At 60.2% G+C, this 24,804-nt stretch carries 21 protein-coding genes and 1 pseudogene; 13 read left to right on the top strand and 9 right to left on the bottom strand.

The annotated features are described in order from the left end of the window. Positions 1-2 precede the first annotated feature (2 nt). The 5 genes from LOY55_RS15335 to LOY55_RS15315 all read left to right on the top strand — a co-directional run bounded on the left by LOY55_RS15335 (position 3) and on the right by LOY55_RS15315 (position 6,120). Positions 3-1,586 (top strand): glycosyltransferase family 39 protein, encoded by a 1,584-nt coding sequence (locus LOY55_RS15335; protein ID WP_109784802.1) that lies wholly within the window; start codon positions 3-5, stop codon positions 1,584-1,586. A 92-nt stretch (positions 1,587-1,678) separates the two neighbouring features. Next, positions 1,679-2,857 (top strand): MFS transporter, encoded by a 1,179-nt coding sequence (locus tag LOY55_RS15330; protein ID WP_109784801.1) that lies wholly within the window; start codon positions 1,679-1,681, stop codon positions 2,855-2,857. 161 nt (positions 2,858-3,018) lie between these two features. Continuing rightward, positions 3,019-3,726, top strand: coding sequence for an HPP family protein (locus LOY55_RS15325; protein WP_223525304.1), 708 nt, complete (start codon positions 3,019-3,021; stop codon positions 3,724-3,726). A 132-nt stretch (positions 3,727-3,858) separates the two neighbouring features. Next, complete coding sequence (locus tag LOY55_RS15320) at positions 3,859-4,965, top strand: enoyl-CoA hydratase/isomerase family protein (RefSeq protein WP_258668287.1); 1,107 nt, start codon at positions 3,859-3,861, stop codon at positions 4,963-4,965. A gap of 3 nt (positions 4,966-4,968) precedes the next feature. After that, positions 4,969-6,120, top strand: a complete 1,152-nt coding sequence (locus LOY55_RS15315; RefSeq protein WP_077430194.1) for an acyl-CoA dehydrogenase family protein — start codon at positions 4,969-4,971, stop codon at positions 6,118-6,120. An 86-nt stretch (positions 6,121-6,206) separates the two neighbouring features. Here LOY55_RS15315 and LOY55_RS15310 read toward each other — a convergent pair whose 3' ends face one another. The 6 genes and pseudogenes from LOY55_RS15310 to LOY55_RS15285 form a co-directional block, all read right to left on the bottom strand. After that, positions 6,207-6,980, bottom strand: a complete 774-nt coding sequence (locus LOY55_RS15310) for an enoyl-CoA hydratase (RefSeq protein ID WP_077430195.1) — start codon at positions 6,978-6,980, stop codon at positions 6,207-6,209. Between the two features lie 13 nt (positions 6,981-6,993). After that, positions 6,994-8,121, bottom strand: a complete 1,128-nt coding sequence (locus tag LOY55_RS15305; protein ID WP_046027328.1) for an acyl-CoA dehydrogenase — start codon at positions 8,119-8,121, stop codon at positions 6,994-6,996. A 174-nt stretch (positions 8,122-8,295) separates the two neighbouring features. Further along, complete coding sequence (locus LOY55_RS15300) at positions 8,296-9,489, bottom strand: acetyl-CoA C-acyltransferase (protein WP_109784798.1); 1,194 nt, start codon at positions 9,487-9,489, stop codon at positions 8,296-8,298. 11 nt (positions 9,490-9,500) lie between these two features. Then, a complete protein-coding gene (locus LOY55_RS15295) occupies positions 9,501-10,262 on the bottom strand; it encodes an SDR family NAD(P)-dependent oxidoreductase (protein ID WP_109784797.1) in 762 nt (253 codons plus the stop codon). Positions 10,263-10,278: 16 nt separating this feature from the next. Continuing rightward, positions 10,279-11,942: pseudogene (locus tag LOY55_RS15290) on the bottom strand (AMP-binding protein). A gap of 251 nt (positions 11,943-12,193) precedes the next feature. Further along, entirely contained in the window at positions 12,194-13,210 is a 1,017-nt protein-coding gene (locus tag LOY55_RS15285) for an AraC family transcriptional regulator (protein WP_109784967.1), read from the bottom strand. A gap of 275 nt (positions 13,211-13,485) precedes the next feature. Between LOY55_RS15285 and efeU the strand changes: the two genes are divergently transcribed. The 5 genes from efeU (at position 13,486) to LOY55_RS15260 (ending at position 19,101) form a co-directional block, all read left to right on the top strand. Continuing rightward, positions 13,486-14,325, top strand: a complete 840-nt coding sequence (efeU, locus tag LOY55_RS15280) for an iron uptake transporter permease EfeU (protein ID WP_077430197.1) — start codon at positions 13,486-13,488, stop codon at positions 14,323-14,325. Positions 14,326-14,333: 8 nt separating this feature from the next. Next, positions 14,334-15,530 carry an iron uptake system protein EfeO gene (gene efeO, locus LOY55_RS15275; protein ID WP_109784795.1) on the top strand — a complete coding sequence of 399 codons (1,197 nt, stop codon included), beginning with the start codon at positions 14,334-14,336 and terminating at the stop codon, positions 15,528-15,530. A gap of 17 nt (positions 15,531-15,547) precedes the next feature. Further along, positions 15,548-16,831: an iron uptake transporter deferrochelatase/peroxidase subunit gene (efeB, locus tag LOY55_RS15270; RefSeq protein WP_109784794.1), complete on the top strand. Its 1,284-nt coding sequence runs from the start codon at positions 15,548-15,550 to the stop codon at positions 16,829-16,831. A gap of 23 nt (positions 16,832-16,854) precedes the next feature. Further along, positions 16,855-17,679, top strand: a complete 825-nt coding sequence (gene efeO / locus LOY55_RS15265; RefSeq protein WP_109784793.1) for an iron uptake system protein EfeO — start codon at positions 16,855-16,857, stop codon at positions 17,677-17,679. A 207-nt stretch (positions 17,680-17,886) separates the two neighbouring features. Then, positions 17,887-19,101 carry an MFS transporter gene (locus LOY55_RS15260; RefSeq protein WP_109784792.1) on the top strand — a complete coding sequence of 405 codons (1,215 nt, stop codon included), beginning with the start codon at positions 17,887-17,889 and terminating at the stop codon, positions 19,099-19,101. Here LOY55_RS15260 and pssA read toward each other — a convergent pair. After that, positions 19,058-20,401, bottom strand: coding sequence for a CDP-diacylglycerol--serine O-phosphatidyltransferase (gene pssA, locus LOY55_RS15255; RefSeq protein ID WP_046027337.1), 1,344 nt, complete (start codon positions 20,399-20,401; stop codon positions 19,058-19,060). The two genes, LOY55_RS15260 and pssA, sit on opposite strands and share 44 nt — an antisense overlap. 248 nt (positions 20,402-20,649) lie before the next feature. Here pssA and LOY55_RS15250 point away from each other — a divergent pair, with 248 nt between their 5' ends. Together LOY55_RS15250 and LOY55_RS15245 are read left to right on the top strand one after the other, a co-directional pair. Continuing rightward, entirely contained in the window at positions 20,650-21,213 is a 564-nt protein-coding gene (locus LOY55_RS15250) for a TetR/AcrR family transcriptional regulator (protein WP_109784791.1), read from the top strand. A gap of 57 nt (positions 21,214-21,270) precedes the next feature. Next, positions 21,271-21,747, top strand: coding sequence for a nuclear transport factor 2 family protein (locus LOY55_RS15245; RefSeq protein ID WP_096511704.1), 477 nt, complete (start codon positions 21,271-21,273; stop codon positions 21,745-21,747). Between the two features lie 116 nt (positions 21,748-21,863). Here the strand turns inward: LOY55_RS15245 and sfnG are convergent, their stop codons facing one another. Continuing rightward, positions 21,864-22,958, bottom strand: a complete 1,095-nt coding sequence (gene sfnG, locus LOY55_RS15240) for a dimethylsulfone monooxygenase SfnG (protein WP_109784790.1) — start codon at positions 22,956-22,958, stop codon at positions 21,864-21,866. 268 nt (positions 22,959-23,226) lie between these two features. Between sfnG and LOY55_RS15235 the strand changes: the two genes are divergently transcribed. Next, positions 23,227-24,006: a TSUP family transporter gene (locus tag LOY55_RS15235; protein ID WP_109784789.1), complete on the top strand. Its 780-nt coding sequence runs from the start codon at positions 23,227-23,229 to the stop codon at positions 24,004-24,006. Here the strand turns inward: LOY55_RS15235 and nudC are convergent. Further along, positions 23,974-24,804 (bottom strand): NAD(+) diphosphatase, encoded by an 831-nt coding sequence (gene nudC, locus LOY55_RS15230; protein WP_109784788.1) that lies wholly within the window; start codon positions 24,802-24,804, stop codon positions 23,974-23,976. The two genes, LOY55_RS15235 and nudC, sit on opposite strands and share 33 nt — an antisense overlap.

Here is a 24,804-nt window from a genome sequence, read left to right as displayed (position 1 = left end):
CCATGTACCCACGCATCCGCCAACAGTCCCTGGCGTTCGGGCTGTTGGCGCTGTTGTTGTTCTGTGCCGGGATGTCTCACCAGGCGGCCATCGGTTTCGATTCGCGCTTTGTGCTGTTCGCCCAGGAGATGCTGCGCAACGGGCCGTCGTTTTTTCCGACGACCTATGGCCAGCCCTATGCCGATTACTCGGGGCTGTCGACCGTGTTTATCTGGCTGCTTTCCTTGCCTTTCGGGCAGGTCAACAGCCTGAGCGCATGGCTCCCGAGCGCTATCGCCGCAGCGGTCATCGTGACATTGATGTACCGCCTGCTGGCGCCCTATTCCACGCGTTGGGCGGTGTTGAGCATCGCCATGATGCTGCTGACCTTCACCTTCATTACCGAAGCCCGGGCCGTGTCCCTGGACTTGATGCTCGCAGCGGTAGCGTTTGCGGTGTTTTATCTGGGCTACGCCGCCGATCATTTTGGCGCGCCGCGTCGATGGGTGCTGATCTTTGCCTTGCTGGCGCTGGGTTTCTGGATTCGCGGGCCTATCGGCCTGGTGATTCCCACCGGCGTGCTCTGCAGCTATTTCCTGCTCGATCGCCAATGGCGCAGACTGTTTGTCTTCGGTCTGTTGGCATCGGTCCTGCTGGTGGCCTGCATTGGCGTGTTGCTATGGCTGGCGGATGTCAGTGGTGGCCCGGCGTTTTTGCAGGAAGTGATTCGCATGCAGTTCACGGGACGCATGGACGGCACCGAAGGCTCCAACGACGCGCTGTATTACTTCACCAGCTCGGTAGGCAACTATGCCCTGGCGTGGCCCTTGGCCGTACTTGTGCTGATTGCCGTCGTGCTGTCACGCCCGAGGGAGGCTGGCCCGGCATTGCGCCTGGTGCAGTACTGCGTCGCGGCCGGGTTGATCGTGATGATCGGCCTTTCCGTGCCTCAGGCAAAAAAGGCCCGCTACCTGCTGCCGATGCTGCCCATGGCGGCGATTGTGGCGGCGTACCCGTTTCAGGTTGCTCATGGGCGCTTGTTCCATTGGTTGCGGGGGTTGATCCAGAGTCTTTGGTTGCTGATGCCTGGCCTTCTGATTATTGGCTTGGTTGTCTTGCAGCGAAAATTTCCTGACCAGGTTGCGCATCACCCTTCGCTGTTTGTCGTTCTTGGCTTGCTGCAAGTGGTTGCCCTGGTGGCACTCAAGCGCCCGCAATGGCGAGCGCAGACATTGGCGCTTTGTGCGGTTCTGGCACTGTGGTCGTTTTATATCCTGCAATTCGAGCCTGTCCAGCGACAGCTCTACGACACCCGGACGTTCAGTCGCGAGGTGTTTGAACAGGTGCAGAAGGATCCGGCGCCGCTGGTTATGCACGGCATGGGTAAAGACGCCAAGGCCATCAAGTTCATGGTCAACATCAAACAGGACCTGCATCCGGTTTTCACTGAGTCGCCTCAGGAACTGGAAAGCCTCAAGGGACCTGCGTGGTTGATGATGGACCTGAACGTCTATAAATCGCTGCAAGGCACTGCATTCGGTGCGTTGCCACCGGTGCTGAGCGGTCGATTCGACAAGAATGATTTTGTGCTGCTGCATTTACAGTGAGGATTTCAGGCAGTCGCGCAATCGCGAGACTGCTAAAGTAGCGCCGACGATCGAGCTGAAACCGGCTTGATCGAATAGGGATATTCATCACCGTGGTCGCTTACTCTCCGCTTGTTCGCCGTCTTTTGATCTGCTCGCTGACCATCGTTGTCAGCCGCGCCATCACCAGCCCCTTGCTCACGCTGTTTGTGAGCGACAAGCTTGGCCTCAACCAACAAGACGTTGGTTTGCTGCTGGGTATCGCCGTGTTCGTCGCCACCCTGCTCTCTCTTTACGGCGGCTACATCATCGATCGCTTCGAGAAGCGTCGATTGCTGATCCTCGCCATGCTCTCCAGCGCTGTCGGCCTGGTGCTGCTGACCTTTGCTGAAAACCTGTACCTGACCACCCTCACATTAATTGTCACCGAAACTGCATCATCGTTATTCCTGATCGGCTCGAAGGCGATCCTCAGCGACAACCTGCCCGTGGGCCAGCGCGCCAAGGCATTTTCCTTGAGCTATACGTTGACCAACATGGGTTACGCGGTCGGGCCGATGCTCGGTGTGTTGATCGCCAGCGTTTGTGCCAGCGCGCCATTCCTGATTGCGGCGGCCATCGCTTTTTTCAGCATGTTCTTGATGACCGGCATTGCGAAAGACCCGGGCACGGCTCCCCTCATCGGTCAGGCCCAGAGTTTCCTCAAGACGCTGGTCACCCTGAAAAACGATCGCACCCTGATCATGTTCACCGGGGGCTGCTTGCTCAGCACGGTAGTGCATGGCCGCTTTACCTTTTATCTGTCGCAGTACCTTCTGGCGACCAGCAACCCAAAGCACACCATGGAAATCATGGCCGCCCTGCTCGCCTGCAATGCCATCAGCGTGATCCTGCTGCAATACCAGATCGGCCGGTTCCTCAAGCGCGAGCAATTGCGCTACTGGATTGTCGGTGGCACTGGCCTGTTCATTGTCGGGTTGATTGGCTTCAGCCTGGCTGACAGTCTGGTGTCGTGGTGCGTGGCGATGTTCATCTTCACCCTCGGCGAAATAATCATTTACCCCGCCGAATTCCTCTTCGTCGACACCCTCGCCCCGGAAGAACTGCGCGGCAGCTATTACGGCGCGCAGAACCTCGCAGCGCTCGGCGGCGCGTTGAGCCCGGTGATCTGCGGTTTCCTGCTGATGCACACGCCCGCACCCACGATGTTCTATGCCCTGGGCGCATTGGCCGCGATGGGCGGCGGCCTGTGTTTCATGAGTGGGCGACGCGGCTCCATACTGCAAAATTAGTGCACTGAAAGCTCATTAATATGAATTTGTCAGTGCCGGGAATGCGCGGCAAACTGTGTCCCGTTCCTCCCCCAATAGTGGGAACAACTTCAAGGGCTTTCTGGGTATCCCAGCCAAGCCTTTTTTTTTGCTCACGTTTTTGTCTTCGGATTGATTTCATCATGTTCGCTCGCTGGTTGCCCGCCGCCATCAACACCCGCCCCTCCGAATGGAGCCGCGCCGCCATCGGCATGGCCCTTGGGACGATGCTCAGCGTCTGGTTGTGCGGTCAGGTATTCGGCATGGAGGTAGCACTGCATTTGATCGGACCACTGGGCGCATCGGCGGTGTTGTTGTTCGCCGTCTCCTCCGGCGCCCTCGCCCAGCCATGGTCGATTCTGGGCGGCTACTTGAGCGCCGGTGTCGTTTCGTTATTGGTTGCGCACGTGCTCGGTCGCACGCTGGGCAGTGCTTGCCTTGCGGCCGGCATGGCGCTGGTGTTGATGTGCTGGCTGCGTTGCCTGCACCCACCAGCCGGCGCATTGGCCTTGCTCCTGGTGTTGGCCGACCCGGCCACCATTGCCATGGACTGGAAAGCCCTCGGCCCGGTGATGCTCGGCGCCTGCGCCATGCTGTTCTGCGCCCTGGCCTACAACAACCTGACGCGCATTCGCTACCCAAAACGCGCCGCCGAACCGGTAGCCGTATTACCCGCCGGCCCTCCGTCCATCGACAGCCAGGCCATCACCGCCCAGGATCTGAAACTGGCCTTGGCGGACATGGACGCGTTCATCGACGTCACGCCTGAAGACCTCGAACAGCTTATCCATGCCAGCGAGTTGCACGCCAAACGACGCAGTATCAGTGAAGTGTTTTCCAGTCGGCCTTAGATGCCTCCCATGCATTAATGCAAAGACGACCTGCATTATTCCGGGTTGTACAGGGCAAATTTGCACTGGTACGATCCGGGATCGCTCGCGTGCGAGCATCCTATAAAGAACAATAAAAGCAGGGAGTTAGTGATGACTGCTCAGGTTTCTTCTCCGGGGACTGGCTCCATGGACCCCACGCAAAATGAAGTGCTGGCCGAGGTTCGCAACCACATTGGCCACCTGACCCTCAATCGCCCCGCCGGCCTCAACGCCCTGACCCTGGACATGGTGCGCAACCTGCAACGTCAGCTCGACGCCTGGGCGCTGGATTCACAGGTGCACGCGGTGGTTTTGCGCGGTGCTGGTGAAAAGGCTTTCTGTGCCGGCGGCGATATTCGCTCGCTGTATGACAGCTTCAAAAGCGGCGACACGTTGCATCAGGATTTTTTCGTCGAGGAATACGCTCTCGACCTCGCCATCCACCATTACAGCAAACCCGTACTGGCCTTGATGGACGGCTTTGTCCTCGGTGGCGGCATGGGTCTGGTGCAAGGCGCCGATCTGCGAGTGGTCACCGAGAAAAGTCGCCTGGCGATGCCGGAAGTGGGCATCGGTTATTTCCCGGATGTCGGCGGCAGCTACTTCCTGCCACGCATTCCGGGCGAGCTGGGGATATACCTCGGTGTCAGCGGTGTGCAGATTCGCGCCGCCGACGCGCTCTATTGCGGTCTGGCCGACTGGTATCTGGACAGCGCCAAACTGGCGTTGCTGGACGAAAAGCTCGATCAACTGAAGTGGCACGACACGCCACTCAAAGACCTCCAAAACCTGCTGGCCACACTCGCCGTGCAGCAATTACCCGACGCGCCGCTAAAAGCTTTGCGTCCGGCCATCGACCATTTCTTCGCCCTGCCCGATGTGCCGAGTATTGTTGAGCAACTGCGTACAGTGACGTTTGCCGACAGCCATGAGTGGGCACTCACCACCGCCGACCTGCTGGACAGCCGTTCGCCGCTGGCCATGGGCGTGACGCTGGAAATGCTGCGCCGTGGTCGGCACTTGAGTCTGGAAAACTGCTTCGCCCTTGAGCTGCACCTGGACCGTCAATGGTTCGAGCGCGGCGACCTGATCGAAGGCGTGCGCGCGTTGCTGATCGACAAAGACAAGAGCCCGCGCTGGAACCCGCCGACCTTGCAGGCGCTGGACGCCGAGCACGTCGCGAGTTTTTTCAGCGGGTTTGATGAGAGCGGGAACTGAGCCATGCACGATATCGAATTGAGTGAAGAGCAAGTCATGATCCGCGACATGGCCCGGGACTTTGCCCGTGGCGAAATCGCGCCCCACGCCCAGGCCTGGGAAAAGGCTGGCTGGATTGACGATGGCCTGGTGGCGAAGATGGGTGAACTGGGCCTGCTGGGCATGGTGGTGCCCGAAGAATGGGGCGGCACCTACGTCGACTACGTCGCCTACGCCTTGGCGGTGGAAGAGATTTCCGCTGGCGACGGCGCGACCGGTGCGCTGATGAGCATCCACAACTCGGTAGGCTGCGGGCCGGTCTTCAATTACGGCACTGAAGAACAGAAACAGACGTGGTTGCCGGATCTGGCCAGCGGCCAGGCCATTGGCTGCTTCTGCCTGACCGAACCGCAAGCCGGTTCCGAAGCGCACAACCTGCGCACCCGCGCCGAACTGCGCGACGGTCAGTGGGTGATCAACGGCGCCAAGCAATTTGTCAGCAACGGCAAGCGGGCGAAACTGGCGATTGTGTTTGCCGTAACTGACCCGGACCTGGGCAAACGCGGCATTTCGGCCTTTCTGGTGCCGACCGACACCGCCGGTTTCATCGTCGATCGCACCGAACACAAGATGGGCATTCGTGCCTCGGACACCTGCGCGGTCACCCTGAATAACTGCACCATCCCCGAAGCGAACCTGCTGGGCGAACGCGGCAAAGGCCTGGCCATTGCCCTGTCCAACCTCGAAGGCGGCCGCATCGGAATTGCCGCGCAAGCGTTGGGCATTGCTCGTGCGGCGTTTGAAGCGGCGCTGGCGTATTCGCGGGATCGGGTGCAGTTCGGCAAAACGATCAATGAACACCAGAGCATCGCCAACATGCTCGCCGACATGCACATGCAATTGAACGCCGCCCGGTTGATGATCCTGCACGCCGCACGCCTGCGCACGGCCGGCAAACCCTGCCTGTCGGAGGCGTCACAAGCCAAGCTGTTTGCGTCGGAAATAGCGGAAAAGGTCTGCTCGTCCGCCATTCAGATTCATGGCGGTTATGGCTACCTGGAAGACTATCCGGTGGAGAAGTACTACCGGGATGCGCGAATTACGCAGATCTACGAAGGGTCGAGCGAGATTCAGCGGATGGTGATCGCCCGCGAGCTCAAAAACTATCTAGTGTGAAGATGATCGTTCCCACGCTCTGCGTGGGAACGATCAAACCTGTGGGAGCCGGGCTTGCCCGCGATGGCGTCAGCGAAAACGCCGCATTACTTACCGACGAACTGCGCCTCACGCTTGGCAATAAACGCCGCCATCCCTTCTTTCTGATCCTGCGTCGCAAACGCTGCATGGAACACGCGACGCTCAAAGCGCACGCCTTCGGACAGGCTCACTTCAAACGCGCGGTTCACGCTTTCCTTGACCATCATTGCAATCGGCAGCGACTTCTTCGCGATCAGCGCCGCGACTTTCAGGGCTTCTTCCAACAGTTCATCCGCCGGAACGATCCGTGCGACGATCCCGCAACGCTCCGCTTCCACGGCATCGATCAAACGCCCGCTCAGGCACATTTCCATGGCCTTGGCCTTGCCCACTGCGCGAGTCAGGCGTTGAGTGCCGCCCATGCCTGGCAGCACGCCGAGGTTGATTTCCGGCTGACCAAATTTGGCGTTGTCGCCGGCCAGGATGAAGTCGCACATCAGCGCCAATTCACAGCCACCACCCAAGGCAAAACCATTGACCGCCGCGATGATCGGCTTGCGGCGGTTGGCCACGCGGTCGCTGTCGCTGAACAGGTCGTCGATGTAAATCTGCGGGTAGGTCAGCTCGGCCATTTCCTTGATGTCGGCACCGGCGGCGAAGGCTTTTTTCGAGCCGGTCAGCACGATGCAGCCGATGTTCGAATCGGCTTCCAGGCCATCGAGAGCGTGGTTCAGTTCACTGACGATCTGCGCATTCAACGCGTTCAGCGCTTGCGGACGGTTCAGGGTAATCAGGCCAACGCGACCGTGGGTTTCCAGCAAAATCGTTTCGTAGCTCACAGGGGACTCCTTCTCAAAGATTGCGCGAAATAACCATGCGCTGAATATCGCTGGTGCCTTCGTAGATCTGGCACACCCGCACGTCGCGGTAGATCCGCTCCAGCGGGAAGTCATTCAAGTAACCGTAACCGCCGAGGGTTTGCAACGCCGAAGAGCAGACTTTTTCAGCCATTTCCGAGGCAAACAGTTTGGCCATGGAGGCTTCGACCAGTGCCGGTTTGCCGCTGTCCCTCAAAGCCGCTGCGTAATGCACCATCTGCCGGGCCACGGCAATTTGCGTGGCCATGTCGGCAAGGCGGAACGCGACAGCCTGATGTTCGATGATCGGTTTGCCGAAACTCTCGCGCTCACGGGCGTAGTCGCGGGCCGCTTCGAACGCTGCACGGGCCATGCCCACCGATTGCGAGGCGATGCCGACACGGCCGCCTTCAAGGTTGGCCAGGGCGATTCGGTAACCTTCACCCTCCTCACCCAAGCGGTTGGCCACCGGCACTTTGACGTCTTCAAACAGAATCTGGCACGTGTCGGACGCGTGCTGGCCGAGTTTGTCTTCGACCCGGGCGACTTTATAGCCTGGCGAATCGGTCGGCACGATCAATGCGGTAATACCGCGCTTGCCGGCACTTGGATCAGTCACGGCAAACACAATCACCACCCCGGCGTTCTGCCCGGAGGTGATGAACTGTTTGCAGCCGTTGAGCACGTAGTGATCGCCTTCCAGGCGCGCACGGGTTTTCAGGCCGCTGGCGTCGGAACCGGCCTGCGGTTCGGTCAGGGCAAAGGCACCCAGCATCGCTCCGCTGGCCAGGGGCTTGAGGAAGCGCTCTTTCTGGTCGTCGTTGCCGTAGTGCAGGATCGGCACGCAACCGACCGAGTTGTGCACGCTCATGATGGTCGAGCAGGCGCCGTCGCCGGCCGCGATTTCTTCCAGGGCCATGGCGTAGGCCAGGTAACCGGTGTCGCAACCGCCCCACTGCTCAGGCACCAGCATGCCAAAGAAGCCCAGGTCGGCCATCTCAGCGATGGCCTCCTTGGGGAAGCGGTGTTCGCGGTCCCACTCGGCGGCGAACGGTTTCAGCCGTTCCTCGGCGAATTGCCGGGCCATGTCGCGAATTTGTTGTTGGTCGTCATTGGGAATCATGGCAAATCCTTAATATAAGCCCTGTAGGAGCAGAGCTTGCTCGCGATGGCGATTTCAAGGCCCCCATCGCCGGCAAGCCGCGCTCCTACGTTACTTCTATGCCACCTGCCCCGTAGGAGCTGAGCTTGCTCGCGATGGCGGCCTCAAAGTCCCCATCGCCGGCAAGCCGTGCTCCTACAACAGGCACTCAACAGCCATGGCCGTGGCTTCACCGCCGCCGATGCAGATCGCAGCAACGCCACGCTTCAGACCTTTCTGGCGCAGGGCCGAGAGCAAGGTCACCAGGATCCGTGCGCCGGATGCGCCGATCGGGTGGCCCAAGGCGCACGCGCCGCCGTGAACGTTGACCTTCTCGTGCGGGATTTCCAGTTTGGCCATCGTCACCAGACTGACCACGGCGAAGGCTTCGTTGACTTCGAACAGCTCAACTTCATCCAGCGACCAGCCGGTTTTCTTCATCAGTTTTTTGATCGCGCCCACCGGCGCCACCGGGAACAGGCCCGGCGTATCGGCAAACGCGGCATGGCCGTGAATCACTGCCAGCGGTTTCAGCCCTTGTTTCTCGGCATCGGAACGGCGCATCAGCACCAATGCCGCCGCGCCGTCGGAAATGGAACTGGAGTTCGCTGCCGTCACCGTACCGCCATCGCGGAACGCCGGTTTCAATGATGCGATTTTGTCCAGCTTGGCTTTCGGTGGCTGCTCATCGTTGCTGATCAGCACCTGTTCTTTACCGACCATCACCGACACCGGGACGATCTCGGCGTTGAAGCTGCCGTCCTTGATTGCCTGTTGCGCACGGGTGGTCGACGCGACCGCAAACGCGTCCTGCGCCTCGCGGGTGAAGCCGTTGGTTTCGGCGCAATCCTCGGCGAAGGTGCCCATCAAGCGGCCCTTGTCGTAGGCATCTTCCAGGCCGTCGAGGAACATGTGATCAAGCACCCGACCGTGGCCCATGCGGTAACCGCTACGTGCGCGGTCCAGCAGGTACGGCGCGTTGGACATGCTTTCCATGCCGCCCGCCACCACCACGTCGGCGCTACCGGCCACCAACATGTCGTGGGCCAGAATCGCCGCTTCCATGCCCGAACCGCACATTTTGTTCAGCGTGGTGCAACGGGTCGATTTATCCAGCCCGGCGCCCAGCGCGGCTTGACGCGCTGGCGCCTGACCGAGGCCTGCGGACAGAACGCAGCCGAACAGCACTTCTTCTACCGATTCGGCGTTGATGCCGGCGCGCTCGACCGCCGCGCGGATCGCGACAGCGCCGAGTTGCGGTGCGCTCAGGCTTTTCAGTTCGCCCTGAAAACCGCCCATCGGGGTGCGGACGGCGCTGACGATAACGATGGGATCGTTGGCAATAGTCATGACAAATCTCCTTACTTGGCGGCCATGCGCAAGGCGCCGTCGAGACGGATCACCTCGCCGTTGAGCATGCTGTTTTCAATGATATGCCGGACCAGCGCGGCGTACTCGCCAGGCTTGCCCAGACGCGGCGGGAATGGCACGCCAGCGGCCAGCGAATCGCGGACTTCCTGGGTCATGCCGGCCATCATCGGTGTTTCGAAAATGCCTGGGGCGATGGTCATCACGCGGATACCAAAGCGCGCCAGTTCACGGGCGGCTGGCAGAGTCAGGCTGACAATGGCGCCCTTGGACGCGGCATAAGCGGCCTGGCCAATCTGGCCGTCATACGCCGCTGCCGACGCGGTATTGATGATCACACCGCGCTCGCCATCGGCATCCGCCTCGGTTTCGGCGATAGCGGCAGATGCCAGGCGCAGCATGTTGAAGCTGCCGATCAGGTTGACGTTGATCACTTGGCTGAAACTGGCGAGCCCATGCGGGCCGTTCTTGCCAAGGATCTTCTCGCCGCGCACGATGCCAGCGCAATTGACCAGGCCGTTGAGACCGCCAAAGGCTTTGACCGTCGCCTGCACTGCGGCTTCGGCGGCGGCTTCGTTGCTGATGTCGGCCACCACACTTTGCGCACCAAGACGTTGAGCCTGAGCCGCTACAGCCTCGGCATTCATGTCCACCAGCATCACTTTGGCGCCAGCCGCGACCAGCATTTCAGCTGTTGCCGCACCCAGGCCGGAAGCACCGCCGGTGACGAGAAAAACCTTGTTTTCGATCTGCATCATTGTTTCCTTGGATTCAAGCTGAAACGTTCTTCGCGGCGGCCTCTTGAGCCTTGGCGATTTCCTGGTTGCGCAAGATAAAGCGCTGCAATTTGCCGCTTGGGGTTTTCGGCAACTCGCTGACAAATTCGATTTCACGGGGGTAAGAATGCGCCGCCAGACGCTTGCGCACGTGTTGGCGCAGTTCTTCGGCCAGCTCCGGCGTGGCGCGGTATTGCGAGCAAATCACCACGAAGGCTTTGACCAGCTCGGTACGCTCCGGATCGGGTTTGCCGACCACGGCGGCCTCGACCACAGCCGGGTGTTCGATCAACGCGCTTTCCACGTCGAACGGGCCGACGCGGTAGCCGGACGTGGTGATCACGTCATCGCTGCGACCGACGAAACTGATGCTGCCGTCAGGGTTCCATTCCACGGTATCGCCGCTCAGGTAATAGTCGCCGACGAACGCTTTGGTCGGCGCGCCTTCGTAACCGTTGAACCAGCACATCGGCGACTGGCTGCGGTCGATGGCCAAAATGCCCGGCTGACCCACACCCAGCTCTTTGTACGCTTCGTCCAGCACCACGATGCGGTGGCCGGGTGAAGCAAAACCGGCGGCGCCGACGTGCACGGGATGTTCCAGTGCGTGGTGGTTGCACAGGACCATACCCAGTTCGGTCTGGCCGTAATGGTCGTGAATCACCACGCCAAGGTTATCGGCGAACCAACGGATGACTTCCGGGTTCAGCGGCTCTCCGGCGCTGCTGACGATGCGCAGCTTGCCCTTGATCGACTTGGCAAACTCGTCGCCGCCCGCGATCAGCAGACGGTACGCGGTCGGTGATCCGGTGAGGTTGGTGATGCCGTACTTGTTGATCACCCGGCAGGTGCTTTCGAGGGTAAACGGGCCATCGTAGAAGGTGATCGGATGCCCCATCGCCATCGGCCCGGTGACCCCGAAATAGATGCCATAGGCCCAACCCGGGTCGGCGACGTTCCAGAACGCGTCTTCAGGGCGCAAATCCACGGCGTCGCGGGTGTAGCTCTGGAACGCGACGATGGCCTTGAGCGGCACCGACAGCGCTTTCGAGGGACCGGTGGTGCCCGAGGTGAACATCAGCAGGAACGGGTCTTCGCCGGTCAGCAGCACCGGTTCGCAGTCTGCGGAAAAATTGGCCAGTTCGGCCCAGAAACTGAAATCGCCCTGCACGATGCCCGTGCCTTTAGGGCCACCGACCGTGACGATGGTCGGGCAGTCGGCGACTTCCGCGAGTTTCGAGCGATTGACCGCGTCGGTCACCACCACTTTGGCACCCGAGCTGCCGAGACGGTGTTCAATGGCTTTGGGGCCGAAAGCGGTAAACAGTGGCTGATACACCGCGCCGATGCGCCAGGTGGCGAAGACGGTGATCAATAGTTCGATATTACGTGGCAGGAGGCCGGCGACCTTGTCGCCCTTTTTCACCCTTGGGCCAGCAGGAAATTGGCAAACCGTGCCGCTTTGTCCTGCAAGTCAGTGAAGGTGTACGAAGCGCTGGCGCCATCGCGCCCTTCCCAGAACAGCGCAATGCGCCCCGGCAAGGCGTGCCGGTCGCAACACTCGACGCAGGCGTTGAGCGCTTGCAAGGAACCACTGAGTGCGGCATCGACGGTGTGCTGATAATTGAACTGTGATGTGGCAAACAAGTAATCGCGCATTGCCAGAATCCCTCGGTATTTTTATTAGGTTGGGGGAACCGTATAAACCAGAGAAATACTCGCTCCGTGCGTAGAACGGGGCAATGGTCAAAGCCTTCAGATTGCGTGACTGGTTTGGCCAAAATTCAAGAGGTGTGCCGCCTGGGCGCACGCTTTCGCGGGCAAGCCACGCTCCCACATTTGCAATGCACTCCCCTGTGGGAGCGTGGCTTGCCCGCGATGGCGTCAGTCGATCCAATATGGGGACCGGATCAGTGCGCCTCGTTAAGGATCAAACTCCGGTAATGCCCCGGATTGGACCCCGACCACTTGCGAAACGCCTTGTAGAACGAACTCGTATCGGCAAACCCCAGCCGGGCCGCAATCTCGGCGAAGCTGATGTTCGGCTCTGCCAGCCAAACGATCGCCAGTTCCTTGCGCACGCTGTCCTTGAGCCCTTGGTAGGTCTGCCCTTCTTCCGCCAGACGTCGGCGCAAGGTCGAGGCGGACATGTGCAGTTGCTGCGCCAACGGTTCGGTTTCCGGCCAATGTTCTGCGGGCAAGTGCCGCAAATTCTGTTTGATGCGGCTCGCCAGGCTCTCAGGATCACGGTACTTGACCAGAATATTGGCCGGCGCGTGCGCCAGGAAACGCTTGAGTTCTTCCGGGCTGCGCTTGATCGGCAAGTCCAGGCACTCAGCCGAGAAAATCATCCGCGTGCGCGGCCGGTCGAAGCGCAGGTTTTCGGAGAACATCACCTGATAGTCGCCGCAAAAATCCGGCGCCGGGCAGCGCAATTCGATGGCCAGGATTGGAATCCGCCGCCCCGCGAGCCAACAGGCAACGCCGTGAACGATCATCCAGTAGGTGAAATAAGTGAAGGCACGACGCGGATCCTGATCGTCTTCCGCCAGCACGATTTCGGCCAGGCTTTGCTGGCGAACCAGCTGCGCGGGCATGTTTTCAAGCATCAGCGACAGAAAACCCAGGCCCGAGGTCAGCCCAGCGGCCAGGCTCGGCTGGACCATCGAGCAACGACACAGAAACTCAAGACTGCCGGATTTGAGCTTGCGCGGGTCCATGCCAAAAAACTCATCGTCACCGCGTCGCGCCAGCAGGCGCCAGAGTCGCGCATAGGCCGTCGCCGGAACTCGCGCGTCAGGGGTTTGCAACCATGCCGGATCGATGCCGACCTTGTTCAACACCTCATCGGTGGCCTGGCCCGGGGCGCAGCTTTGCAACAGCGCTTCGCGCACCAGTTGAATGGAGATGGTGTCTTTTTCCGACATTGAGCGCGGTGAGCCCTGTTGTTTTTTGAGTGCGGGCATCTTACCGCAGCACGCTTGAGCAAAGGAGATCCTGTGGGAGCGGGCTTGCCCGCGAAAGCGGTGGATATGCCGACATATGTATCGAAGGTGACGGCGTCATCGCGGGCAAGCCCGCTCCCACAGTGATGTTCAGGGCTGTTCAGCTTAGGTTCAGGTAAATGTCAATTATTGGCATATGGGAATGAATGTCATTATGTTACAAATTAGCACCCTAACTAATTGTGTCCCGGTGCTGAATGCTCGTCCCTTTCCTGATCATGCTGCGCGAAGGCATCGAAGCCGCGTTGATCGTTGGCATCATCGCCAGCTACCTCAAGCAAACCGGCCGGGGTCAGTGGATGCCCGCGGTGTGGATCGGTGTGTTCCTCGCTGCGGCGTTGGCCCTGCTGGTGGGGGGTGGTCTGGAGCTGGTCAGCGCCGAATTCCCGCAGAAACAACAAGAGCTGTTTGAAGGCGTGATCGGTCTGCTGGCCGTCGGCATTCTCAGTTCGATGGTGTTCTGGATGCGCAAAGTGGCGCGCTCGATCAAACATTCGCTGCAGGCGTCCCTCGATCACGCGCTGGCCGGCTCCAGACACCAGGTCATCGCCCTGATCGCCATGGTGTTTTTCGCCGTGGCCCGGGAAGGCCTGGAGACGGTGTTCTTCCTGCTGGCGGTGTTCCAACAGAGCGAGGGCCCGGCCGCGCCCATTGGCGCCCTGCTCGGCCTGATCCTGGCCATCGCCGTCGGTTTCCTCATCTACAGCGGCAGCATGCGCCTGAACCTTGGTGCATTTTTCCGCTGGACCGGGTTGTTCATCCTGTTCGTGGCCGCCGGCATTCTCTCCAATTCGGTGCAGGCGCTGCATGAAGCCGGGCTATGGAATCACCTGCAAACCGTGCTGTTCGACTTCAGCGCAACGCTGCCGATGGACGGCCCGTTGGGCTCGGTGCTGGCGGGCATGTTCGGCTATCAGGACGCCCCAACGGTCAGCACCCTCGGTGCCTACCTGATTTATCTGGTAGTGGCGTTGGTGATGTTTTTCGTCCCGGCCCCCACGCCCGCCAAACAGCCTTCTTCCGTTTCCAGTCAGTAAGGGCCTTCATGTCAAAGCCTATTCCCACAGCCGGCCCGTCCCGGGCCTTGCGTTGGGCAGTGGCCGGTTCGGTGATCGTGATGATCGCCGCCGGTGGCCTGTTCTATTACGCCTCGAAAATGGCCGCCGCCAAGCGCCAGGCCAACCATGACGACGTGGTGGTCAACATTCACCCGCACAGCTGCGAGCCCAATGCGCTGACGGTCCCGGCCGGCCGCACCCGTTTTCGCATCGTCAATCGTTCCGACCGGGCCGTTGAATGGGAAATCCTCGACGGTGTGCTGGTGCTCGAAGAGCGCGAAAACATCGCGCCGGGCCTGAGCCAGGTGATCAACGCCAACCTGTTGCCCGGCGACTACACCATCACTTGCGGTTTGCTCAGCAACCCGCGCGGCACCTTGCACGTGACCCCGACCGAGGCGTCCGAGGCCGCCGCAAAAGCCAAACCGTCGATGGTCGCGTTCGTTGGTCCGTTGTCAGAGTTTCGCGTGTACCTGAGCACGCAAGGCACGGCGTTGATCAAAGCCGTTACCGCGCTTGAGCAAGCCATCGAGGTCGGCGACCTAAGCCAGGCGCAATCCTTGTATGCGCCGGCCCGCGCTGCGTATCAACGCATCGCCCCGGCCGCCCAGCGCTTGGCCGAGCTGGATAACGCGATCAATGCCCGCGCCGACTATTTCCAAAAACGCGAGCAGGACCCGGCCTTCGTCGGCTTCCATCGCCTGGAATATGCGCTGTTCCAGCAACGTAGCCTCGATGGTTTGGCCCCGGTTGCCCAACGTCTGACCGCTGACGTCACCACGCTCAAGCAGCAACTGCTGGCCGAACCGCTGCCGCCGGAGCAACTGGTGAGCATTGTGGTGCGCAACCTCAATACCCTCGCTGATGTACGTGCCAGCAGCGGTGAAGAAGAACGCTACAGCCACACCGACCTGAACGGTTTTGCCGCCAACCTCGACGTCGCCCGCAAAGTTGTCGACTTGCTGCGCCCGATGCTGAGCATATCCGCCGCCGATTTACTGCCCACGCTCGACAGCGCCATCGTCGCCTTCGACACCGAACTTAACGGCCTCAAGGTCAACGATGGTTACGCCCGCTACGACAGCGTCAGCGCCGAACAGCGCAAAAAAATCGCCGAAAAGGCTCAGGCACTGGCCGACGCCCTCGATGCCATCGATCCCGCGCTTGGCCTCTCCGGCCTGTAAGCAGAAGACTTGAACCCATGAATGACTCAGAGCAATTCAACCTCCAGCGTCGACGGATATTGATGGGCATGGGCGCGGCCGGCGTGGCGTTGAGCTGTCCGGTCATGGCCGCCAGCCCCGCGCAGGTCACTGAAGCGCCGAGCAGCGACAAGACTGAAGACCGCCACGAATTCCACGGCAAACACCAGGCTGGCATCGTCACCCCACGTCCGGCATCCGGCATGCTGGTGTCGTTTGATGTGCTGGCCACTGACCGAGCCGACCTCGAACGGCTGTTTCGCACCCTCAACGAGCGCATCGCGTTCTTGATGAAGGGCGGCCCGGTAACCCAGGTCGATCCGAAACTGCCGCCAGTGGATTCCGGGATTCTTGGCCCGGTGGTCACACCGGACAACCTGACCATCACTGTGTCGGTGGGCGAGTCGTTGTTCGACGAGCGTTTCGGTCTGGCCAGCGTCAAACCCAAGCGACTGGCGCGCATGGTCGGTTTCCCCAACGATGCACTGGAGGCTGACTGCTGCCACGGCGACCTGAGCCTGCAGTTCTGCTCCAACACTACCGACACCAACATCCACGCCCTGCGCGACATCGTTAAAAACCTGCCGGACTTGCTCCTGGTGCGCTGGAAACAGGAAGGCAGCGTGCCGCCGCAAGCTCCGGCGAAACCGGGTGTTCCGGCGCAGAGCGCGCGCAATTTCCTGGGTTTTCGCGACGGCTCGGCCAACCCTGACTCCAACGATGCCAACGTCATGGACCGCACCGTCTGGGTCCGGCCCGGCAGCGATGAACCAGGCTGGGCAACCCATGGCAGCTATCAAGCGGTGCGGATCATCCGCAATTTCGTTGAGCGCTGGGACCGTACGCCGTTGCAAGAACAGGAAAGCATCCTCGGACGGGTCAAAAGCACCGGTGCGCCCATGGGTGGCGCCCATGAAACCGAAGTCCCGGACTACGCCAAGGACCCGCAAGGCAAGCTGACCAGACTCGACGCGCACATCCGGCTGGCCAACCCGCGCACCGCCGCCACCCAAGCCAATCTGATCCTGCGCCGGCCGTTCAACTACTCCAATGGCGTGAACAAAAACGGCCAGCTCGACATGGGCTTGTTGTTCATCTGCTACCAGGCCGATCTGGAAAAAGGCTTTATCACCGTGCAAACCCGTCTGAACGGCGAGCCGCTGGAGGAATACCTGAAACCCGTCGGCGGCGGCTACTTCTTCACCCTGCCAGGTGTCACCAGCGACCAGGACTTCATCGGTCGCTCGCTGCTTCATGCCACATCCTCAACAACAACCGCCTGACAACTCCCAACACGGAACCGCCCATGAAAAAGTTGCCACTCGCTTTACTGCTGACCCTTGGCTTGCTCAACACTCCGCTTTCGGCGTTCGCGACCACAGCGCCGATGGACCTGGTGGGGCCGGTTTCGGACTATAAGATTTACGTCACAGAGCAACTGGACGAATTGGCCAGCCACACCCAACAGTTCACCGACGCGGTGAAAAAAGGTGATCTGGCCACCGCGCAAAAGCTCTACGCCCCGACCCGCGTTTACTACGAGTCGATCGAGCCGATTGCCGAGCTGTTCAGTGACCTGGACGCGTCCATCGATTCGCGCGTAGACGACCACGAAAAAGGCGTGAAAGCCGACGACTTCACTGGCTTCCACCGCATCGAGTACTCGCTGTTCTCGGAAAAAAGCACCCAAGGCCTGGGCGATTTGGCCGACGGCCTGAACAAAGACGTCAAGGACCTGCAAACCCGCGTGGCCGGCCTGACCTTCCCGCCTGAGAAAGTCGTCGGTGGCGCGGCGGCGCTGCTCGAAGAAGTCGCGGCCACCAAGATCTCCGGTGAAGAAGACCGCTACAGCCACACCGACCTCTATGACTTCCAGGGCAACGTCGACGGCGCGAAGAAAATCGTCGACCTGTTCCGTCCGCAGATCGAGAAGCAAGACGCGGCATTCATCGCCAAAGTCGACAAGAACTTCGCGACCGTGGACATGATTCTGGCCAAGTACAAGACCCAGGATGGCGGTTTCGAAACTTACGACCAGGTGAAAGAGAATGACCGTAAAGCGTTGGTTGGGCCGGTGAATACCTTGGCTGAAGACCTGTCGACGTTGCGCGGTAAACTGGGTTTGAACTGATCGTTTTCTAGCGTCTGAGCGGGCCCCATCGCGGGCAAGCCCGCTCCCACAGAGGATCTTCGGTGTTCACAAGATCTGTGGGAGCGGCGGTGCGACGATTCGACTTGCCCGCGATGGCATTATCACTGCCACCGATACTCCTCCTGCCTTGCACATAACCCGCGCTACTATCCCCGCACACTCTAAAAGCTCACGGACGACTCCCCCATGACCACCCCTGCCTTCGATCTGCGCCCATTGATGGTCGCGAACATGGCCTGTTCCATGTCGATGATGGCGTTCGTCTCGCTGATCGGCCCGATTGCCCGCGTGCTGGGCCTGGCCACCTGGCAGGCTGGTGCGGCGGTGACGGTGTCCGGGGTGATCTGGATGCTGCTCGCCCGCCCTTGGGGCCAGGCCAGTGACCGCTATGGTCGACGACGAATATTGCTGATCGCCACCGCTGGCTTCACCCTCGCCTATTGGGCCTTGTGCCTGTTCATCGATGCTTCGTTGCGATTTCTACCCTCGGCGCTGCTGGGGTTCATCGGCGTGATGATCGGGCGCGGTTTGATCGGTGTGTTCTATGCGGCGATTCCGGTGGGTGGCAACGCGCTGATCGCCGACAACATCGAACCGCAACACCGCGCTAAAGCCATGGCCGCCTTGGGTGCCGCCAATGCGTGCGGCCTTGTAATCGGCCCGGCCATCGCCGCATTGCTGTCACGCTTCAGTTTGAGCCTGCCGTTCTACGCCATGGCCGTCCTGCCGCTGCTGGCTTTTCTGGTGTTGCACTTCAAGCTCAAAGGGCAAGAACTGCACCTGCGCCAGGCGCCGCGCAAGGTACACCTGAACGATCCACGCCTGCGCCGTCCCATGGCTGTCGCGTTTGTCGCGATGCTGTGTGTGTCGATTGCGCAGATCACCGTCGGTTTTTTCGCCCTCGACCGCCTCGGCATGAGCCCGGCCGACGCCGCGCAAACAGCAGGCATCGCCCTGACCATGGTCGGTTTCGCGTTGATCTGTGCGCAATTGGTGGTGCGCAGACTCGATTGGCCGCCATTGCGGTTGATCCGCGCCGGGGCGCTGGTGGCATCAGCAGGATTTGCCGGCAGCATCCTCGCGAATACGGCGTGGGGGTTGTGGCTGTGCTTTTTCGTGTCGGCGGGCGGGATGGGCTTGATCTTCCCGTCTTTTGCCGCGTTGGCCGCCAATGCGGTCGAGGCCTCGGAGCAAGGCGCGACGGCGGGCACCATCGGCGCGGCACAAGGGTTCGGCGTGGTGATCGGGCCGTTGGCGGCCACTCTGATTTACGACCTCGAACCCCGCCTGCCCTATCTGGTGGCCGCGGCGTTACTGCTGTTGGTGGCTTTGTGGCCAAAGCCCCGCGAACTGGAGCTTACAAAATGCGATACAGCAGACGCTCGATCCGCACCCGACTGACGCGGGTGAGAAACTTGGCCACCGCCGGCGGGTAATCCAGCAGCGTTTCAAGGTCCTGGTATCGCTCGATTCGCTGGGTATTCTGGAAAATCTGCACCAGTTCGCCAGCGCGCGACTCAAGCAATTCGCCTTTCGGGTCATCGATCAGCAGTGCGTTTTCCAGGTCAAGACGGAACGCCCGCGGGTTGAGGTTGTTGCCGGTCAGCAAGGTGTAGCGCTGGTCGATCCACATGCCTTTGAGGTGATAGGTGTTGTCGCCATCACGCCACAAATGCAAGTTCAATTTGCCGCTGTCGATACTGTGCTGATGCTTTTTGGCAAAGCGTCGCAGGCTGATCTCGTAGAGATACGGCAACGCGGCGATCACCTTGAACGGCTCACTCGGCGGAATGTAGAAGTCGTTGGCGGTCTTGTCACCGACCACAATATCGATCTTCACGCCCCGGCCCAGCGCCCGGTTTATTTCCCGAGTCACCGCCAGTGGCAGGTTGAAGTACGGCGTGCAGATGGTCAGTTGGTGCTGGGCGCTGGCGATCAACTCGCAAATCACCCGATTCAATGGATTGTTCTTGCCTACACCGAGTAACGGACTGACGGATAAACCACCTTTTTCCGTGGTGCCCGCCGTGGTGTCGTACGCGGCATGCTTGAGGCGGCTGCGCAAGTCACCGATATCGTGGCGCAGGCTGCGAGTGGTCGGCAGGTTCGGCAAATCGAGGCGATGCACGGCCTTGGAAGCGATGAAACCGTGCTGGACAAGGTGTTGCATCGAATTGGCCAGCGCCTGGTTTTCCAGTACGTGATAACGGTCAAAGCGGTATTTGTCGAACTTGTGCAGGTACACGTTGTTCAGGCTCGCACCGCTATAAATCACACAGTCATCGATCACAAAGCCCTTCAAATGCAGCACGCCGAACAGCTCACGCGTCTGCACCGGCACGCCATACACCGGCACTTCACTTGCGTGGGTACGCGTCGCTTCCTGATACCAGGCCGAGTTGCCCGGTTGCTTGCCGGCACCAATCAAACCGCGTTGGGCGCGCAACCAGTCAACCACCACGACCACGTCCAGTTCCGGACGCGCCAGTTTGGCGGCGTGCAAGGCATCGAGGATTTCCTGGCCCGCTTCATCTTGTTGCAGATACAGCGCAACGATATAGATGCGCCGGGTCGCTTGGGCGATTTTCTCCAGCAGGCAGCGACGAAACCCGGCAGCGCCAGACAGGATGGTGACGGCATCGGCGGTCAGCGGAAAACTGCGCAGTTTGGGCAGCAGAGAGCGTTTGAAAAGCGACGGCATAGGGCTCGCAATGGGTCAATTCCGAATAGTCACAGAGCTTACACCATGGATCAGTTTGGGTCTTGTTACGGTCTGTAATGCCGCCTCAGTTCGCTCCCGCGCTCTGGGTGGGAATGGCTCCGCGTTCGCTTCTAAATGCGACGCGGAGCGTCACCGGATGCATTCTCACGCAGAGCGTGGGAACGATCTTTAAACAGGCGTAAAATTTTTTGTTGACCATGAAGAATGATCGTTCTACTGTTCAGCACATGAACAAAATAACCAGCAACGACACACGCGACATCATTCTGGATGTCACCGAAAAGTTGATCTACAAAAGTGGTATCGCTGCCACTGGCATGGATCTTCTGGTGAAAACCGCCGGCGTCTCCAGAAAAAGTATTTACCGCTACTTCACCAACAAGGAGGAGCTGACCGTTGCGGCCCTGCAACGGCGCGACGTGCGCTGGATGCACTGGTACCGGACGGAAGTCGGCATGGCCGAGACCCCGGCAGACCGGTTGCTGAACCTGTTTACCGTGCTCAAGGCCTGGTTCGCCTCGGAAGGCTTCCGTGGCTGCGCTTTCATTAACACCAGTGGTGAAACCGGCGACCCGCAAGACCCGGTTCGCCTGGTTGCCAAAGAACATAAACAGAAGCTGCTCGACTACGTGCGCGAGCTCTGTACCGAACATGGCGCTGCCGACGCGGAAACACTGGCCAAACAGCTGCTGATCCTGATCGACGGTGCCATTACCGTAGCGCTTGTGATGGGTGATCACAGTGCCGCCGATAATGCGCAATGCATGGCGCGAAAGTTATTGGACCTGTAACCACTTTATATAAGCCTGACAACTTGGTTTAACTTTACTTTTACTGGGAGACATTAAATGTCTAACGCAGAAGTTCGTCCGCCATTGCCGCCCTTTACCCGTGAATCAGCCATCGAAAAAGTTCGCCTGGCCGAAGACGGCTGGAACTCACGCGATCCGGAACGGGTGTCGCTGGCCTATACGCTGGACACCAAATGGCGTAACCGCGCCGAGTTCGCCTACAACCGTGAAGAAGCCAAGGGTTTCCTGACCCGCAAATGGGCCAAGGAACTGGATTATCGCCTGATCAAGGAACTCTGGGCCTTCACCGGCAACCGCATCGCCGTCCGTTACGCCTATGAATGGCACGACGACTCGGGCAACTGGTTCCGTTCCTACGGCAACGAAAACTGGGAGTTCGATGAGAACGGTTTGATGGCTAACCGGTTCGCCTGCATCAACGACCTGCCGATAAAGGAAAGCGACCGCAAATTCCACTGGCCGCTGGGGCGTCGGCCGGATGATCACCCGGGGTTGTCGGACCTCGGCCTTTAAGTTCACCTAAATCCAACTGTAGGAGCCGGGCTTGCCCGCGATGGCGATGTCACAAGCAACTGAAGTGTTGAATGTGATGCCGCCATCGCGGGCAAGCCCGGCTCCTACAGGGGGAATTATGCGGCTGCGGTGGCTGGCCTGGATTGGGCCTTGGCTTCTAGCTCGCGCACCAACGGCAACACGCGCTGGCCGAAATATTCCACCTCTTCCTGAAAATGTAGAAACGCCGCCAGCACAAGATCCACCCCGACCGCCTTCAATGCCACAATCCGCTCGGCAATCTGCTGCGGTGTGCCGATCAGATTGGTCTTGAAGCCATCGTTGTACTGCACCAGATCCTCGAACGTCGACTTCGCCCAATTGCCCTCGCCTTCCGGCGATGCCCTGCCCGCTTGTTTCGCCGCATCGCCAAAGGCGTTCACCGCGTCTGGATCAGCCTGATCGATGATCTGCGCCAGCACTGCTCGCGCTTCTTCTTCCGTGTCCCGGGCGATGACAAACGCATTGACTCCGATTTTTACCGAATGGTGGTTGGCGGTGGCTTTGGCCCGGATATCGTCTACTTGGGCCTTGATGCCTTCCGGCGTATTACCGTTGGTGAAGTACCAGTCCGAGACCCGCGCAGCCATGTCTCGCGCCGCGCGAGAACTGCCGCCCTGGAAGATTTCCGGTTGGCCCAAGGGCTTGGGTTTGAGGCTGTAGTTGTCGAAACGGTAGAAATCCCCGCGAAAGGTGAAATTGTCCTGGCTCCAGATGCCCTTGAGCGAGCGGATGAACTCTTCGGAACGGCGATAACGCTCATCGTGCTCCAGCCAGTGTTCGCCTATCGCTTGAAACTCACCTTTGAACCAACCGCTGACGATGTTCACCGCGACTCGCCCATGGGTCAGTTGATCGATTGTGGCCAACTGCTTGGCCGCCAGCGCCGGTTGCCAGGGACCTGGCAGGATTGCAGCGATCACTTTCAATGTGGTGGTGGCCGCGAGCAGCGCATGGCTGAAGGCGACCGACTCATGCTGGTATTCGGCGCCGTAACCGGCAGTAAAGCGAATCTGGGTGAGCGCGTATTCGAACCCGGCTGACTCGGCCAATTGCGCGAGTTTGCGGTTGTAGTCGATGCCCCAGTGGGTGCGTTGTTCGATTTTACTGACCACCAGCCCGCCGCTGACGTTCGGTACCCAGTAGGCAAATTTGACGGCTTGCTGACTCATTGGCGTGTCCTCGGGATTCAGGGATGTCCCATGGACAGAGCAGCAAGCGTGCCAGGGCTGAAATCGCGGGTTTGTCGGGATATTCGGGGGGATTTTACTGTTAGTCCACATCCTGTTTGTCGGCGGGCTGTTGGCTGAGCAACAGTTTTAGTGGCTGTAGCGCCTGCTAACGAAGCGGCCTGACGGCTCGCCGCTAAGTCCGGATATGGGTAAGATACCGGCCCTTCCCCGCAGCCCTTTCCTGCACCCCGCCGAATAAGCCGACTCCATGCCTTTCGAACTCAGCGTTGACCTCACTACCCTGGCCATTCTGGCCGTCGTTGCCTTCATTGCCGGCTTCATCGACGCGATTGCCGGCGGTGGCGGCCTGCTGACCACGCCGGCACTGCTGACCGCCGGCCTGCCACCGCACCTGGTGCTGGGCACCAACAAGTTGAGTTCGACGTTCGGCTCGGCCACCGCCAGTTTCACCTTCTACCGGCGCAAGCTGTTCCATCCCCGGCAGTGGGTGCATGCCATCGTCGGCACCCTGGTCGGCGCATTGACCGGCGCCATCGTCGCGCATTACTTGCCCGCCGAATGGCTGAACAAAATGCTGCCGGTGATCGTGTTCGCTTGCGGCCTGTACCTGTTGTTTGGCGGCACACCGAAAGCACCGTTGGACAGCGATGCACCGATCAAGAAAAAGTGGCAATCGACCCAAGGCTTCAGCCTCGGTTTCTACGACGGCGTGGCGGGTCCAGGCACAGGTGCATTCTGGACCGTCAGCAGTCTGCTGATGTACCCCATCGACCTGGTAAAGGCCAGCGGCGTGGCGCGCAGCATGAACTTCGTCAGCAACATTGCGGCGCTGTCGGTGTTTGTGTTTTCCGGGCAGGTGGACTGGATCATCGGCCTGAGCATGGGCCTGTCGGTGATGGTCGGCGCATTCTTTGGTGCTCGCACCGCCATCAGCGGCGGCGCGAAATTCATTCGGCCGGTGTTCATCACCGTGGTACTGGGCTTGACCGTGCGGTTAGCCTGGCAGCACTGGTTCAGCGAGGCCTAAGCGCCGCGCCACATAGACATCGATCAGGTAACGGGCAATCGAGCGCGACGCCGGCAACGGCGGCAGCGCGTGGACATTGAACCACTGGGCGTCTTCGATTTCGTCCTCCTGACAGACAATCTCGCCACCGGCGTACTCGGCATGGAAGCCGAGCATCATCGAGTGCGGGAACGGCCAGCACTGGCTGCCCAGGTACTGGATGTTCTTGACCTCGATGCGCACTTCTTCGCGCACCTCGCGAATCAGGCAGTCTTCTGCCGACTCCCCCGGCTCGGCAAACCCCGCCAACGTGCTGTAGACCCCGCTGACAAAGCGTGGCGAACGGGCCAGCAAGACTTCATCGCCACGGGTGACCAGCACGATCATGCTCGGCGAGATCCGTGGGTAATAGCGCAAATCACAGGGCTCGCAATACATCGCCCGCTCACGCGGAACCTGCGTTGCCGCCTGCCCACAGTTGCCGCAGAAGCGATGCTCGCGATACCAGGTGCCAATTTGCGCGGCATAGCCGAGCACCTTGTACACCGTGTGATCGCCTTCCAGCATGAACGCCCGCAGGCCTTTCCAGTTGCAACCCGGCACGTCGCTGTGACTGCGCAATTCCAGCAGATAGACCGGCTCGCCGTCGAGATGGCCAATGCCGTGCTCGGCGAGAATCGACAAGTCCTGACGCTTGAGCCACTCACGCGGGAACAGCGCGCCATTGTCATCGAACAGAAAACCTTCGGGGCTACGGGCCACAGCCCAGCCGCCGGGTAGATCGGTGTCCAGTACTGCGGTGGTCCAGCGTGAAGTCAT

It is taken from the genome of Pseudomonas sp. B21-040, assembly GCF_024748695.1.
Lineage (GTDB): Bacteria > Pseudomonadota > Gammaproteobacteria > Pseudomonadales > Pseudomonadaceae > Aquipseudomonas.
Note: the sequence above shows the minus strand (reverse complement) of the source record. Positions and strands in the feature narration are given on the sequence as shown.

Excerpts from the sequence above, each read along its gene's own strand:
- LOY55_RS15335 (WP_109784802.1), top strand. The coding sequence starts at position 3 with ATGTACCCACGCATCCGCCAACAGTCCCTGGCGTTCGGGCTGTTGGCG.
- LOY55_RS15325 (WP_223525304.1), top strand. The coding sequence starts at position 3,019 with ATGTTCGCTCGCTGGTTGCCCGCCGCCATCAACACCCGCCCCTCCGAA.
- LOY55_RS15320 (WP_258668287.1), top strand. The coding sequence starts at position 3,859 with ATGACTGCTCAGGTTTCTTCTCCGGGGACTGGCTCCATGGACCCCACG.
- LOY55_RS15315 (WP_077430194.1), top strand. The coding sequence starts at position 4,969 with ATGCACGATATCGAATTGAGTGAAGAGCAAGTCATGATCCGCGACATG.
- LOY55_RS15305 (WP_046027328.1), bottom strand. The coding sequence starts at position 8,121 with ATGATTCCCAATGACGACCAACAACAAATTCGCGACATGGCCCGGCAA.
- LOY55_RS15300 (WP_109784798.1), bottom strand. The coding sequence starts at position 9,489 with ATGACTATTGCCAACGATCCCATCGTTATCGTCAGCGCCGTCCGCACC.
- LOY55_RS15295 (WP_109784797.1), bottom strand. The coding sequence starts at position 10,262 with ATGCAGATCGAAAACAAGGTTTTTCTCGTCACCGGCGGTGCTTCCGGC.
- LOY55_RS15285 (WP_109784967.1), bottom strand. The coding sequence starts at position 13,210 with ATGTCGGAAAAAGACACCATCTCCATTCAACTGGTGCGCGAAGCGCTG.
- efeU (WP_077430197.1), top strand. The coding sequence starts at position 13,486 with ATGCTCGTCCCTTTCCTGATCATGCTGCGCGAAGGCATCGAAGCCGCG.
- efeO (WP_109784795.1), top strand. The coding sequence starts at position 14,334 with ATGTCAAAGCCTATTCCCACAGCCGGCCCGTCCCGGGCCTTGCGTTGG.
- efeB (WP_109784794.1), top strand. The coding sequence starts at position 15,548 with ATGAATGACTCAGAGCAATTCAACCTCCAGCGTCGACGGATATTGATG.
- efeO (WP_109784793.1), top strand. The coding sequence starts at position 16,855 with ATGAAAAAGTTGCCACTCGCTTTACTGCTGACCCTTGGCTTGCTCAAC.
- LOY55_RS15260 (WP_109784792.1), top strand. The coding sequence starts at position 17,887 with ATGACCACCCCTGCCTTCGATCTGCGCCCATTGATGGTCGCGAACATG.
- pssA (WP_046027337.1), bottom strand. The coding sequence starts at position 20,401 with ATGCCGTCGCTTTTCAAACGCTCTCTGCTGCCCAAACTGCGCAGTTTT.
- LOY55_RS15250 (WP_109784791.1), top strand. The coding sequence starts at position 20,650 with ATGAACAAAATAACCAGCAACGACACACGCGACATCATTCTGGATGTC.
- LOY55_RS15245 (WP_096511704.1), top strand. The coding sequence starts at position 21,271 with ATGTCTAACGCAGAAGTTCGTCCGCCATTGCCGCCCTTTACCCGTGAA.
- sfnG (WP_109784790.1), bottom strand. The coding sequence starts at position 22,958 with ATGAGTCAGCAAGCCGTCAAATTTGCCTACTGGGTACCGAACGTCAGC.
- LOY55_RS15235 (WP_109784789.1), top strand. The coding sequence starts at position 23,227 with ATGCCTTTCGAACTCAGCGTTGACCTCACTACCCTGGCCATTCTGGCC.
- nudC (WP_109784788.1), bottom strand. The coding sequence starts at position 24,804 with ATGACTTCACGCTGGACCACCGCAGTACTGGACACCGATCTACCCGGC.